This window comes from Rathayibacter sp. AC182, from assembly GCF_979253875.1.
The window spans coordinates 1,944,646-1,957,564 of the sequence record NZ_CEEDEK010000005.1 but is presented as its reverse complement, the minus strand read 5'-3'; the positions used below and the strand labels follow the sequence as shown (position 1 = coordinate 1,957,564).

Here is a 12,919-nt window from a genome sequence, read left to right as displayed (position 1 = left end):
ATGAGCCTCGCCACCGCGCTCCGCAGTGCCGCGGACGCACCGATCGCCCCGGCGGTCACCCTCGACACCCCGGTCCTGCTGGGGATCGCGGCGGCGGGCATCGCCCTGCTGCTCGTGCTCATCATCCGCTTCAAGATCCACGCCTTCGTGGCCCTGCTGCTGGTCAGCGTGCTCGTCGCCGTCTCGGCGCGGATCCCGCTCGAGGACATCTTCGTGCTGGTCGCCAACGGCGTGGGCAGCACCATGGGGAAGGTCGCGCTCATCATCGCGCTCGGCGCGATCCTCGGCCGCCTCATCGAGGTGTCCGGCGGCGTGCAGAGCCTCGCCGACCACTTCACCCGCGTGCTCGGGCCCAAGCGGGTGGCCGTGGCGCTGACGATCGTGGCGTTCCTCGTCGCGATCCCCGTCTTCTTCGAGGTCGGCGTGATCGTGCTCGTGCCCATCATCTACGCGTTCAGCAAGGTCGCGGGCCTGAGCCCGGTGAAGTTCGGCCTGCCGATGGTGGGCCTCATGCTCGCCGTCCACGTCGCCGTGCCGCCCCACCCGGGCATCGTCGCCGGAGCGGGCGTCTTCGGCGCCGACGTCGGCCTCATCGCGCTGATCGCGCTGCCCATCTGCGCGGTGCTCGGAGTCCTCTCCTACGCCGTGTCGGCGATCATGAACCGCCGCGACTACGAGCTCGCGCCGGCCGTCGCCGCGCAGCTCGCCGAGGTCGGCGGAGTCACCTCCGCGATCCGCACCGTCGGCCGCGACGGCACCGAGCTCGCCCCGCCGCGGGCGGGGCTGATCATCCTGCTCGTGGCGATCCCCATCGTGCAGATCCTCGTCGGCACCGTCGGCGCCCTGATCCTGCCCGAGGGCACCTTCGCGCACGGCCTCAGCGTCTTCGTCGGCACTCCGGTGCTCGCGCTGCTCGTCGCCGTCGGCATCGCGTTCTTCGCCCTGCCGGTGAAGCGCGGGTGGTCGCTCACGCAGACCAACGAGATCTTCGAGAGCGCCCTGCCTCCGATCGCCTCGATCCTGCTCGTCGTCGCCGGCGGCGGGGTGTTCGAGGCGGTGCTGCAGGCCAGCGGCATCGGCGGAGCTCTCGCGAGCACGCTCGACACTCTCGGCGTGCCCCTGATCGTGCTCGGCTTCGTGGTCTCGCTCGTGCTGCGCGCGGCGCAGGGCTCGGCGACCGTCGCCATCGTCACGACGGGCGGGCTCCTGGCCACCGGGGTCGCCGACGGCGGCTACACCGCGCTGCAGATCGCGATCATCACCGTCGCGGTGGGCTTCGGCTCGCTCGGCCTCTCGCACGTCACCGACGCCGGCTTCTGGGTCGTGACCCGCTACCTCGGGCTCAGCGTCGCCGACGGGCTGCGCACCTGGACCGTGCTCACCACGATCCTCGGCGTCGTCGGCTTCGCACTCACGTACGTCGTCTGGCTCGTCGCCGGAGGCCTCGCGTGAGGGTCCGGATGGACGACCTGATCCGCGAGCGGCAGGCCGCGGGTGGGGCGGTCGGCGCGCTCACCTGCTACGACTTCTCGACGGCCCTCGCGGTCGTGGACGCGGCGGAGGAGCTGGGCCGCGGGGTGATCCTCCTGGTCACCCCGAAGACGGCGGCCGACCGGCACGGACCGCGGTTCCTCGCGGCGATGCGCTCTCTCGCGGACGGCGCCTCGGTGCCCGTCTCGGTGCAGCTCGACCACGCGACCGACCTCGCCCTGATCCTCCGCTCTGTCGAGGCGGGAGCGGACGCGGTGCTCGCCGACGGCAGCGCCCTGGGGTTCGAGGAGAACGCGGCGTTCACGGCCGAGGCGGTGCGCCGCTCCGGAGTCGTCGTCGAGGCCGAGCTGGGCGCCCTCGCCGGCGACGAGGACCGCGCGCTCGCCTCGCTGCCCTCCGCCCGCACGGACGCGGCCCTGGTCGCGCCGTTCCTGGCGGCGTCGGGCGCCCACGTGCTGGCGACCTCGGTGGGCAACGTGCACGGCACGTACGCCGCGGAGCCCGAGCTCGACTGGCCGCTCATCGACGCGATCCGCGCAGCGAGCGGGGTACCGCTGAGCCTGCACGGAGCCTCCGGGATCCCCGAGGCCGACCTGCGCCGCGCGATCGGCGCGGGACTCGGCAAGATCAACATCAACACCGAGCTGCGGGCCGCGGTGCTCGACGCCGCCGCCGCGCAGCTGCCCACGTCGCGCGCGGCGGGCGACGACGTGCTGACGCTCGAGCGCGTGTGGCGCGGCGGAGCGACGGCGTTCGCTCGCGAGGCGATGCTGCGGTTGGACAGCGCGGCCTGACGCCCGACCTGGGGGTCGTTCGCGGCGGTGAACCGGCACCCGCTCTCACTAGAGTCGCAGGGCCGGGGAGGGGCGATGCGTCTCGCCGTGCCCGCGGCGCGACTGCTCCGCGGACGACTCCGCCCGAAGGACCCGCCGTGCACCGCCCGCTCCCCCCGATCCGCCGGGTGATCCTCGCCCTCGCGGCAGCGCTCCTCCTCGCGGCGAGCGCCGCCGTCGCCGCTCCCGCGCACGCCGCCCCGGCGGATCCCCCCGCGCTCACCACGGCCGACGCGGACGCCTGGCTCGACGGCCTCCTGCCCGCCGCGCTCGAGCGCGAGGGCATCGCGGGAGCGGTCGTCTCGATCGTCGGAAGCGGCGAGGTCGTCACCGAGCGGGGCTTCGGCTGGGCGGACACGGGCGCGGGCGGCGGGGATCCCGTGCCGGTCGATCCGGCGGGCACGCTCTTCCGGATCGGATCGATCTCGAAGCTCGTGACCGCCACGACCGCGATGCAGCTCGTCGAAGACGGACTGCTCGACCTGGACGAGCCGGTTCAGGACCACCTCGACTTCCCGCTGCCCGTCGCCTTCGAGCGGCCGATCACGATGCGGCACCTCCTCAGCCACACGGCGGGGTTCGAGGACCGGATCGCGGGAGTCATCGCGGGTCCGGGCGGCGCGCCCACTGCGCTGCGCGACTCCCTCGTCGTCGACCCGCCCGAGCAGGTCTTCGAACCGGGCACGGTGCCCTCGTACTCCAACTACTCGAACGGGCTCGCGGCCTACGTCGTCGAGCGGATCACCGGGCGGACGTTCGAGGACGTCGTCGCCGACGACGTGTTCGGCCCGGCGGGCATGACGACCGCGACCCTCCAGCAGCCTCTGCCGGCCGACGCCGCGATCTCCCGGGGCTACCGCGTCGCGCAGTCCTCCGAGGAGGTCCCCTTCGAGATCGTCGCTCCGGCGCCGGCCGGGGCGATCTCGGCGACCGCCGCCGACATGAGCGCGTTCCTCCTCGCGCAGCTCGCCGACGACTCGCCGCTGCTGGGCCCGGACGCCCTGGAGCGGATGCAGGAGCCCGCGCTCGACGAGTCCCTCGGTGGTCTGGCCGCAGGGCCGCGGATGGCGCTCGGCTGGTTCGAGCAGGACCGCAACGGCCACCGCGTGCTCGGCCACGGCGGCGACCTCACGGCGTTCCATGCGCAGCTGGACCTGCTGCCGGACGACGGTGCGGGGATCTTCGTGTCGCTGAACAGCACGGGACTGCGTCCGGACTCGTCGGTCGCGATCCGCGACGCCCTGTCGCGCGGCTTCGTCGACCGCTACTTCCCCGCCGACGGCTCCGCTCCTCCCGCGACCTCCACGGCGGCCGAGCACGCCGAGGCCGTCATCGGCACCTACCAGGTGTCGCGTCGGAGCGAGTCGACCTTCCTCCGCCTCTTCGCCGCCCTCTCGCCCGTCGAGGTCGCCCGAGCGGGCGAGGACGCCGTCATCGTCTCGGCGCTGACGGACGCGTCCGGGACCCCGGTCGAGCTCGTCGAGGTCGAGCCGTGGGTCTGGCAGGAGGTCGGCGGGCAGCGCCGCATCGCGGTCGACCAGCAGGACGGGACGGTGACGGCGATCGCGCTGAACCCCGCGTTCACACTCCAGCCGATGCCGGCACTGCGTGCCGCGCTCCCTGCGATCGCCGGCCTCTCGGTCGTGGTGCTGCTGCTGGCGCTGATCGCGGTGCCGGTGCTCGCGCTGGTGCGCCGCTGCTACGGGGTGCGCGTCGAGCGGCGACGGGCCGAGCGGATCGCGCGGCTGCTCGTCCTGCTGAGCCTCATCGCGCTCGTCGCCGCGGGCGCGCTCTGGTCGGTCGTCGCTTCCTCGCTGCTGTCCGACGGCGTCCCCCCTCCGGCGCTCCTGCTGCGGTCGGCGCAGGTCCTGACGCTAGCGGCGGTGCTCGGCGCGGTGCCGGCGGTCGCGCTGGCCGCGTTCCGCCTCCGCGGGCTGCGCGCGGCACCGGGGCGCGGGCGGGCGGTGGCGGCCGCAGGAGGCCGACTCTGCTCGCGGCCGCTCACTGCGGGCTCGTCGTCACGGCTGTCGCCGGGGGCTGCTCGCGCCGAGCATCAGCTACTGAGACCGCGTCCGCTTGCGGACACGTCCGCAAGCGGCGCTTGTGCTCGGGATCCCGACCTCAGGAGACTCGGAGGTCGGCACCTCCCTCGGGACGCGCGGACGGGCCTCCGACCGAAGGACGCCATGCGGCCCCGCCTCGCACCCCGACCGCCCGCGCGGCCCGCGTCCTCGTGGCTGCTCGTGGCCGCCGCGATGGCGGCCCTGGGCTAGGGCGGCAACCAGTTCATCCCGCTGATGGTGATGTACCGGCAGGTCGCCGGCTTCGAGCAGACCGAGGTCACGCTGCTGCTCGCCGTGTACGTGATCGGCATCGTGCCGGGCTTCGCGCTCGCCGGGGCGTGGTCGGACCGCTTCGGCCGGCGGAGGATCATGCTGGCCGGAGTGGCGCTGGGCGCCGTCGCGAGCGTCGTGTTCGCGCTCGCGGGCACGAACCTGCCGGGGCTCTGCGTCGCGCGCCTGCTCGCCGGGGTCAGCGTGGCGGTCGCGGCCGTCGTCGGCAGCAGCTGGGTGAAGGAGCTGTCCGCGGCGGCGGGCACCGGAGCACGCCGCAGCGGCGTCTCGCTCTCGATCGGCTTCGGTGGAGGGGCTGCGATCAGCGGGGTGCTCGCCCAGTGGGCGCCGAACCCCACCGTCCTCCCCTACCTCGTGCACGCCGGGGTGACCTCGCCTCACCCTGCTCGCCGTCCTCCGCGCGCCCGAGACGCGCACCTCGAGCCCGCACCGGCGCTCGCTCCTGGGCGACCTGCGCGTGCCCGCCCGCTACCGCAGCCGGTTCCGCGGCACGGTCGCCCCGATCGCTCCGTTCGTCTTCGGCAGCTGCGGGCTCTCGTTCGCCGTCGGGCCGAGCCTCGTGACCGGCGGGCTCGGCTCACTCGGCATCGCGTTCGCTACCCTCGTCATGCTGATCACCCTGGGAGTCGGGACCGCGGTGCAGCTGCTCTCGGCCCGCATCGACCGGGCGCTGCGGGGACGGAACGGGCCGGTCGGCACGATCTGCTTCGCGACCGGGGCACTCCTGCTCGCGCCGGCCGCACTCTCGGGCTCGCCGTGGCTCGTGCTCCTCGCCGCCCCCTTCCTCGGGGCCGGGTACGGCATCTGCCTGCTCTCGGGACTCAAAGCCGTGCAGACCATGGCGGCTCCCGACGACCTGGCGAGGCTCACGGCGACGTTCTACACGCTCACCTACCTCGGCTTCTTCTTCCCACTGATCATCGCGGCGCTGGTCCCGCTGACCGGGCACGTCCCCTCCTGCTCGCCCTCGCGATCGCCGCGCTGCTCGGCGGCACGCTCGCCGACCGCTCCGCCCGTCGCCTCGCGCCCCGCGAGCCGGTGTCGTCCGCTACCGGACATGGCCGCTAGAGGGCGTTGCCCCGCGGCCCGGCACCTGCCACGGTCGCAGAGCGACCGACGACGGTCCACCGACTCGAAGCGACCGGAGTCCGCTCATGAACGATCCCCTCTCGACCGACGACAGCACGAGTGAGATGACGCCCGAGATCCTCGCCGCGTTCAGCGACGCCTGGACCCGCCACGACCTCGAAGCGCTGATGAGCCACGTCACCGACGACTGCGTCTACGGCGCGTCCGTCGGCCCCGAGCCCGGCCGGACCTGGTCGGGGAAGGAGCAGGTCGGGGAGGGCTTCGCACTCATGCTCGCCTTCGACACCGGTCAGGAGCGGCACGAGGACGCGCATCCCCTCATCGCCGGGACCCGCGGTGCGGCGACGTGGTCCTTCACCGGGACCGGCCCCGACGGGGAGCCCCAGGTCACGCGCGGCTGCGACATCTACGAGTTCCGCGGGGGAAGATCGCGCGCAAGGACGCGTTCCGGAAGGTCTACCGGGCGGACGAGTAGTCCGCGGTCGGCCTCTCGGCTCGACGCTCCCTGAGTGTTCAAGGGGTTGCAGCTGACAGGCCTCGGGGCGTGGACTGGAGTTCTGGCCGCGGGCGTCGAGCGCGCGGCCTCCCCGATGAAAGGACGAGACTCAAGTATGAGCACGGACGCCACCACGGTCCCCACGATCACCCTCAACAACGGAGTGGAGATCCCGCAGCTGGGCTTCGGCGTGTTCCAGATCGACCCCGCGGAGACGAAGGACGCCACCCTCGCCGCGCTCGAGGTCGGCTACCGCCACATCGACACGGCCGAGATGTACGGCAACGAGGCGGGCGTCGGCGAGGCCGTGCGCGCCTCCGCCTCGACCGCTCGGAGGTCTTCGTGACCTCGAAGCTCAACAACGGCTTCCACGCCCGCGAGGACGCCCTCGCCGCGATCGACCAGACGCTCGGCGAGCTGAAGTTCGACTACGTCGACCTGTTCCTCATCCACTGGCCGCTGCCGAACGTGGGCGACTACCTCGAGACCTGGAAGGCGATGGAGGAGATCTACCGCAGCGGCAAGGCGAAGGCGATCGGCGTCTCCAACTTCCAGACGAACCACCTCAACCGCCTGCGCGCCGAGGCCACCATCGTGCCCGCGGTGAACCAGATCGAGGTGCACCCCTACCTCGTGCAGGACGAGCTCCGCGCGTACGGCGTCGAGCACGGCATCGCCACCGAGGCGTGGTCGCCCATCGCCCAGGGCCTCGTGCTCGAGGACGACACGATCACCCGCATCGCGCGCAACGTCGACCGCAGCCCGGCGCAGGTCGTGCTCCGCTGGCACATCCAGCGCGGCGACATCGTGTTCCCCAAGTCGGTCACGCGTGCCCGCGTCGAGGAGAACTTCGCGCTCTTCGACTTCGAGCTCGACGACGAGTCGATGACCGACATCACGGCACTGGACCGCGGCCACCGCACCGGACCGGACCCCGACACGTTCAACTACATCCCCAGCTGATGCAGCGCTAGCCGCACCTGCGGAAATGGACCGGCCCGCCGGATCCTCGGATCCCGGCGGGCCGGTCGCGTTCGTGCAGGGTGCTGATGTGCGGGGTGCTGATCTGCAGGGTGCTGCGGGCGGAGTCGCCCGATCAGCCCTGCTGCGAGTCGCGCCACGAGTGCTCGGGCGCGTAGCCGAGCACCTCGCGGGCGTGGTCGATCGACAGCAGGGTCTCGTTCGCCCCGACCTCGCCGCGCACCTCGACACCGGGGAACACCTCGGCGATCAGCTCGTCGTTGGAGCGCGACATGACGGTGTCGGCCGCCGCGATGATGAAGCGGTCGAAGCCGGTCCCCTCGTGCTCGAGCGCCTTCTCGACGGCCTGAGCGCCGTCGCGGCCGTCGATGTAGCCCCAGAGGTTCCACTTGCGCAGCAGCGCGTCGGAGTCGAACGAGGGGAACTCGGCGTAGTCGGCCTCGTCCATCACGTTCGAGAAGCGCAGGCCGAAGATCTTGAGGTCCGGGTGCCAGCGGCAGAGCTCGATGGCGAGCTGCTCCTCGAGGTGCTTGGTGAGCGAGTAGACCGACTCCGGACGGGCCGGGTACTTCTCGTCGACCGGGATGTAGGGCGGCGGCACGTCGAACGGCAGGCCGAGGACGGTCTCGCTGGACGCGTAGACGATGTTCCGGATGCCCGAGCGGATCGCCGCGTGGAACGCGTTGAACGTCGAGAGCATGTTGTTCTGGAAGGTGGCGATGTCGGGGACGATGCCGGGCGCGGGGATCGCGGCGAGGTGCACGAGCGCGTCGATGCCCTCGTACTGGTCGCCGACGGCCTGGAGCGCGTCTACCACCTGCCCGTAGTCGGCGATGTCGATGCGGACGAAGCCGGCGCCGCGCTCGCCCGCGCGGTCGAGGTTGTAGACGTCGTGGCCGGATGCGCGGAGGCGGGCGACGACGCTGCGGCCGAGTTTGCCGGATCCACCGGTGACTGCGATTCTCATGCCTCGAACGCTAGCGGCCGCGATCCGCGCGGACGAGGGGTGGCGGATCAGCCGCGGGTGTACAGCGAGACGCCGTCGCCCGCCTCGGGAGTCGTCTCGTCGTCGACGAGCTCGGTCCAGCGGCGCAGGATCGCCGCGCCCGCCGCGTCGTTCACCAGGTCGTCGACCACCAGGACCGGGTAGGGCTTCTCGGGCACGCCCTCGGCGGGGCGGACGTCGACGTGGGCCACGTCGTACGCGTGCTCGAACAGCCAGTCGGCCATGGCGTAGTCGCTGCGCGAGTCACCGACGGTGCGCCAGCGCTGCGGGATCGGACCGGTCGCGCCGAGCAGCTCGACCGCGCGCTGGGCGCCGAGGTCCTTGCCGAGGCGGTTCGACTCGATGTCGGTCGAGATGACCGTGGGGTCGATGCGGTAGTCGACGGCTCCGGAGTCGTCCGGGTAGCGGATGCCGCGGCGCTCGACCCCGAGGCCGGCCGCGGTCATGATCTGCAGGGCGTCGGCGTCGAAGACGAGCTGGCGGGCGAGGTACTCGTCGCTGGGCAGGTCGACCAGCTGCTCGGCCGAGACCATGGCGCGCTTGGTCTCGTCGAAGAACACGAGGTCGTCGTAGTCGGAGCGGATCATGCGCTCGAGATCGCGGGCGACCGGCTCGGGGATCGCGAGGGACTCGTCGACGATCGGCTCGGACGTGCCGCGGTAGTCGACCGTGAACCACACGGCGCCCTTCTCGCAGACGCAGACGATGCGCGCCTCGGGCGAGACCCCGCGCTCGAGCAGCGACGGCAGCACCCGTTCGCGCAGGAACGCGTCCGAGCGGCCGGTGTTGAAGACGATCGGGATGCCCGCGTTCGCCAGGCGCACGAGGTCGTCGGCGATGGCGGGGATCGCGATCGTGCGGCTGATCGGGCTGGCGATGGGGCCGTCGACGTCGAGGAGGAGGCCGAGCGGAGGCGGTGTGGAGGTCATCGCGCTCCATTCTGCCGTGCGGGGCGCGTCGAGCGGGTGCTCAGTCCTCGGCGGAGATGACGAGGGTGCGCTGGGCGGTGGAGCCGTCGGCTCCCTCGACGGTGAGGGCGACGAGGGTCTCGGAGTCGCGGCAGGCCACGCTCAGCCCGTAGCCGGACGCGGAGAGCTCGACCGGGTCGCCCGCACCGGCGTCGGTGGTGCCGGTCGCGAGGCGGGCGGTCGCGCCTCCGCTGGTCGACCACGAGAGCGAGACGGGGCGGACGGCCGTGCGATCGCCGGCGCACGACACTGTCGAGGGCGACGCCGAGAAGGCGTCGACCGCGGGCGCCGCAGCGGGGGCATCGGGAGCGGAGCCGGCAGGCGCGGAGGCGTCGGGGGCCGGAGCAGCTGGGGATTCGGCGGAGGGTTCGGCGGACGGGTCGTCGGGTGCGTCCCCGCTCGGGCCGGGTCCGGCGGACGCCTGGCCGCCCTGCACCGCGGGCGCTGTCCCGCTCGCGGACGGGCTCGTGCCGGCGGTCGCTCCGGGCGCCGCCGCTCCCCCGCCCGGACGGACGAGGAGGACGATCGCGACGACGACGGCCACGAGGCCGACGATCGCGAGGACGATCCCGGTGGTGCGGGTGGAGCGGGACGGCATCGGTCCTCCTGGGGACGGCGGGATCGGGGGGACGGCGGGATCGGGGTGGAGTGGGGGCGGCGCGGGAGGGGGCCGACGAGTCGTGCTCGCCGGCCCCCTCCCGTGCGCCGATGCTAGCTCTCGGTGCCTCTCCGTGCTCTCGCGGCGGCTGCGCGCGATCAGCAGGGCGCCGAGTCCGAGGACGAGCGCGCCTCCCGACAGCAGCAGCCACGGCCCGGTCTCGACACCGGTCGAGGCGAGTCCGCCCGATCCGGTCGTCGGGAGGGGCACCGCGGTGGCGGACGGAGCAGCCGTGGCGGTGGGCGCCGCCGTGGCGGTGGGCTCAGGCGTCGCGGTCGGCTCGACCGTCGGCTCCGGCGTCGCCGTCGGCTCGACCGTGGGCTCAGGCGTCGCCGTCGGCTCGACGGTCGGCTCCGGCGTCGCCGTCGGCTCCGGCGTCGCGGGCGCAGCTCGACCGCCGCGCCCTCCGGCACGACGGAGAGCAGGGCCCGTGCCACGTCGCTGAACGCGCCGACCGGGTGGTTGCGGAAGACCGGCGAGGTGCCGAAGAGGAACGCCTCGGTGCCCGACTCCGTCGCGAACGAGACGGCGGACGCCTGTCCGGCCGCGTCGGTGCGCGACGCGCCCTCGCTGTCGGTCCAGTGACCGGCCACGAAGTCGCCGTAGGTCTGCTCGATGGCGACGCTCGCGTCGAGGTCCGAGAACCACATCGCGGGCGAGACGAACGCCGTGTCCTGCGGGTAGTCGCCGAGGACGCCGCCCTCGGGGGTCTCGACCGACACGATGCCGTTCGAGCCGCCGGTGGCGGTGGTGGCGGTGAGCTGGGTGAGGGCGAAGTCGGTCGCGAACGAGGCTCCCGCCGCTCCGCGGCCCACGACGTCGCCGCCCGCGGCCAGGAACTCCTCGACCGCGGTGCGGCCGGCGGCCTGCTCCGGAGTGAAGGACAGCGCGCGACCGAGCAGCAGCACGTCGGCGTCGGCGAGGGTCGCCTCCCCCGTGGTCAGCGTCTCGGCGTCCACGGCGACCGCGTCGGCGAAGCCGAGCTTGGCGAGGGCGTCGCGGTCCTCGTGCGAGCCGGAGTAGGCGACGCGCACGGAGGCGAGCGCGGTGCCCTCCTCGTCGCGGATCCGCTCGGCGGTGGTCGCCGTGAAGTCGACTCCGAAGACCGACGCCGCCTCCTCCGCGGCCGCGAGACCGGCGTCGTCGGCGCGGAGGGCGATCGTGCCGTCCTCGAACTGCTCGAGCGCGATGCCGTCGGCCAGCAGCGCGTTCACCGCCTGGTACTCCAGGACGCCGCGCGGCTCGAAGGCGAGGTGGTCGGCTCCGCTCGGGACGGTGCTGGAGGAGGACCCCGGTGACGGGCTCGACGGGAACGTCCGGCAGGACGTCGGTGGTCGATCCCAGCGCCTGGACGTCGGCACCCCACAGCAGGGCGAGGCTCCAGGCCGAGACGTCGTACATCTCGGGCACGCGGCCCGAGATGTCGGTGCCGTCGGCCAGCAGGACGTTGGCGAGGCCTCGCACGCTCTGGTGCATGTCGACGAGGTAGGTGCCCGCCGCGTAGGTGCGGCCCTCGACGGTCATCTCGGACGTGGTGCGGCCGACCTCGACGCCGTGCGCGAGGAGCTGCGCGACGAGGGTCTCGGCGTCGGACGTCGAGCGCTGGGTGCCGTCGACCGGGATCGCGTAGGCACGGGGGTACTCGGTCGTGTAGACGTCGGTCTCGTCCCAGATCTCGGTCCACTCGGTCGGCGTGCCGGCCGGGAGGTCGGACGGGGCGACGTCGGCGGGGATCTCGACGGCGGGGGCGCCGGTGACGCCCCGCTCGAAGATCGCGACCTGGTTGGTCAGCAGCGCGTCGCGGTTCGCCTCGATGTAGTCGACCGTCGCGTCCATGACGATGTCGGCGACCTCGATGTCGATGTCCGCGTTGGCCTGGTGCTGCGCCACGTCGTCGGTGCGCCCGAGGGGCAGCTCGACCGTGTTCGTGATCGCGCCCTGGAAGGCGACGTACTGCGGGGCGAAGATCGGGGGCCAGTCGTCCCAGCCCGCGCGGATGTCGCGGTAGGGGATGAGGATCTTGCCGGTGTTCTCCTCCGTCGCGCTGCCGTCGGCCGCGAGGTAGGTGTTGCCGGGCACGTCGGCCTCGACGACGCGGCGCTCGATCTCGAGCGCGGTCGCGTAGGCGTGCGGCAGGAAGAGGTCGTACTCGTAGTTCTCGCCGTGGGGCGGGCCGCACGGCTCGACCTGCAGGATGCCGGTGTAGCCGTGGATGTCGATGAAGTACGTGGGCTGCAGCACGCTCGAGAGGTCGCGGATGACGGCCGACTCGTTCGTCGCGCCGGTGATCATGTCGCGGTTCGGGTCGTAGCCGGTGGCGACGGCCCGCTGGCCGAGCGCACGCCCGTCGGGGTTGTTCGTGACCGTGAAGTAGAGGCGGTTGCCGGCGAGGAGCTCCTCGGTCTCGGCGTCCTCGGCGGTGGCGAGGCGCTCGATGTAGTTCAGGATCGCGTCGGTGCCCTCCCACTCGTTGCCGTGGATGTTGCCGTTGAACCAGGTCGGCACCTTGTAGCCGGCCATCAGCTCGGCATCGGCCTTCGCGCTCGCGGGGTCGTACTTGAGCCGATCGCGCCACTGCTCCTGCTGCGCGGTCTCGGCCGCGGTCTCGGGAGCGGTCAGGGTCACGAGGTAGATGTCGCGCCCGAGGGCGGACTGCCCGACGACCTGGGTCGAGACGCGGTCGGAGCTCTCGGCGAGGTCGTTCAGCATCGGCGCGATGGCGTCGTAGGGCGTGACTCCGCGGACCAGCGAGGCGTCGGTCGGATCGACCGGCACCTCCGTCAGCGGGGTGCGCACCGGGTACGACTCGGGCTCGACGAGCGAGGCGGGAGCGGCTGCCGGGCGGACGAGGTCGACGCGGCTGTAGTCGGGGGCGGTCGTGGTGCTGCCGGGCAGGGTGGTGGCCGTCGCGGCGGGCGCGACGAGGAGTCCGCCGGTGGCGAGCGCGAGCGCGGCGCAGCCGGAGACGAGGGCGGTACGTGTTCTCAAGCGGAGTTCTTCCCGTGTCGGAGTGGGTCGGTGAGGTGGCGCGGAGAGGTGCAGG

At 73.0% G+C, this 12,919-nt stretch carries 10 protein-coding genes; 7 read left to right on the top strand and 3 right to left on the bottom strand.

The genetic code is table 11. The features are described from left to right. From AC0CII_RS22335 to AC0CII_RS22305, 7 genes are all read left to right on the top strand, one after another. On the top strand, nt 1-1,452 hold the full coding sequence (locus AC0CII_RS22335) for a GntP family transporter (RefSeq protein WP_465231061.1): 1,452 nt from the start codon (nt 1-3) through the stop codon (nt 1,450-1,452). Nucleotides 1,453-1,460: 8 nt separating this feature from the next. Continuing rightward, nucleotides 1,461-2,285, top strand: coding sequence for a class II fructose-bisphosphate aldolase (locus AC0CII_RS22330; protein ID WP_465226410.1), 825 nt, complete (start codon nt 1,461-1,463; stop codon nt 2,283-2,285). Nucleotides 2,286-2,422: 137 nt separating this feature from the next. After that, nucleotides 2,423-4,597: a serine hydrolase domain-containing protein gene (locus AC0CII_RS22325; RefSeq protein WP_465230676.1), complete on the top strand. Its 2,175-nt coding sequence runs from the start codon at nt 2,423-2,425 to the stop codon at nt 4,595-4,597. 24 nt (nt 4,598-4,621) lie between these two features. After that, complete coding sequence (locus tag AC0CII_RS22320) at nt 4,622-5,746, top strand: MFS transporter (RefSeq protein WP_465230675.1); 1,125 nt, start codon at nt 4,622-4,624, stop codon at nt 5,744-5,746. 125 nt (nt 5,747-5,871) lie between these two features. After that, nucleotides 5,872-6,276, top strand: a complete 405-nt coding sequence (locus tag AC0CII_RS22315) for a nuclear transport factor 2 family protein (RefSeq protein WP_465230674.1) — start codon at nt 5,872-5,874, stop codon at nt 6,274-6,276. A gap of 102 nt (nt 6,277-6,378) precedes the next feature. Beyond that, complete coding sequence (locus AC0CII_RS22310) at nt 6,379-6,609, top strand: aldo/keto reductase (RefSeq protein WP_465230673.1); 231 nt, start codon at nt 6,379-6,381, stop codon at nt 6,607-6,609. Then, complete coding sequence (locus tag AC0CII_RS22305) at nt 6,606-7,226, top strand: aldo/keto reductase (RefSeq protein WP_465230672.1); 621 nt, start codon at nt 6,606-6,608, stop codon at nt 7,224-7,226. The genes AC0CII_RS22310 and AC0CII_RS22305 overlap by 4 nt, the downstream gene beginning before the upstream one ends. Nucleotides 7,227-7,359: 133 nt before the next feature. Here the strand turns inward: AC0CII_RS22305 and AC0CII_RS22300 are convergent, their stop codons facing one another. The 3 genes from AC0CII_RS22300 to AC0CII_RS22290 are packed head-to-tail and all read right to left on the bottom strand — an operon-like array spanning nt 7,360 to nt 12,864. Beyond that, on the bottom strand, nt 7,360-8,211 hold the full coding sequence (locus tag AC0CII_RS22300) for an NAD-dependent epimerase/dehydratase family protein (protein ID WP_465226414.1): 852 nt from the start codon (nt 8,209-8,211) through the stop codon (nt 7,360-7,362). 47 nt (nt 8,212-8,258) lie between these two features. Beyond that, entirely contained in the window at nt 8,259-9,179 is a 921-nt protein-coding gene (locus AC0CII_RS22295) for an HAD family hydrolase (RefSeq protein WP_465226415.1), read from the bottom strand. Nucleotides 9,180-9,219: 40 nt separating this feature from the next. After that, nucleotides 9,220-12,864, bottom strand: a complete 3,645-nt coding sequence (locus tag AC0CII_RS22290; RefSeq protein ID WP_465230671.1) for a M14 family zinc carboxypeptidase — start codon at nt 12,862-12,864, stop codon at nt 9,220-9,222. Between the last annotated feature and the right edge of the window lie 55 nt (nt 12,865-12,919).

What these genes read in the sequence shown, in the direction of transcription:
- AC0CII_RS22335 (WP_465231061.1), top strand. Translation starts at nt 1, where the DNA reads ATGAGCCTCGCCACCGCGCTCCGCAGTGCCGCGGACGCACCGATCGCC.
- AC0CII_RS22330 (WP_465226410.1), top strand. Translation starts at nt 1,461, where the DNA reads ATGGACGACCTGATCCGCGAGCGGCAGGCCGCGGGTGGGGCGGTCGGC.
- AC0CII_RS22320 (WP_465230675.1), top strand. Translation starts at nt 4,622, where the DNA reads ATGGTGATGTACCGGCAGGTCGCCGGCTTCGAGCAGACCGAGGTCACG.
- AC0CII_RS22315 (WP_465230674.1), top strand. Translation starts at nt 5,872, where the DNA reads ATGACGCCCGAGATCCTCGCCGCGTTCAGCGACGCCTGGACCCGCCAC.
- AC0CII_RS22310 (WP_465230673.1), top strand. Translation starts at nt 6,379, where the DNA reads ATGAGCACGGACGCCACCACGGTCCCCACGATCACCCTCAACAACGGA.
- AC0CII_RS22300 (WP_465226414.1), bottom strand. Translation starts at nt 8,211, where the DNA reads ATGAGAATCGCAGTCACCGGTGGATCCGGCAAACTCGGCCGCAGCGTC.
- AC0CII_RS22295 (WP_465226415.1), bottom strand. Translation starts at nt 9,179, where the DNA reads ATGACCTCCACACCGCCTCCGCTCGGCCTCCTCCTCGACGTCGACGGC.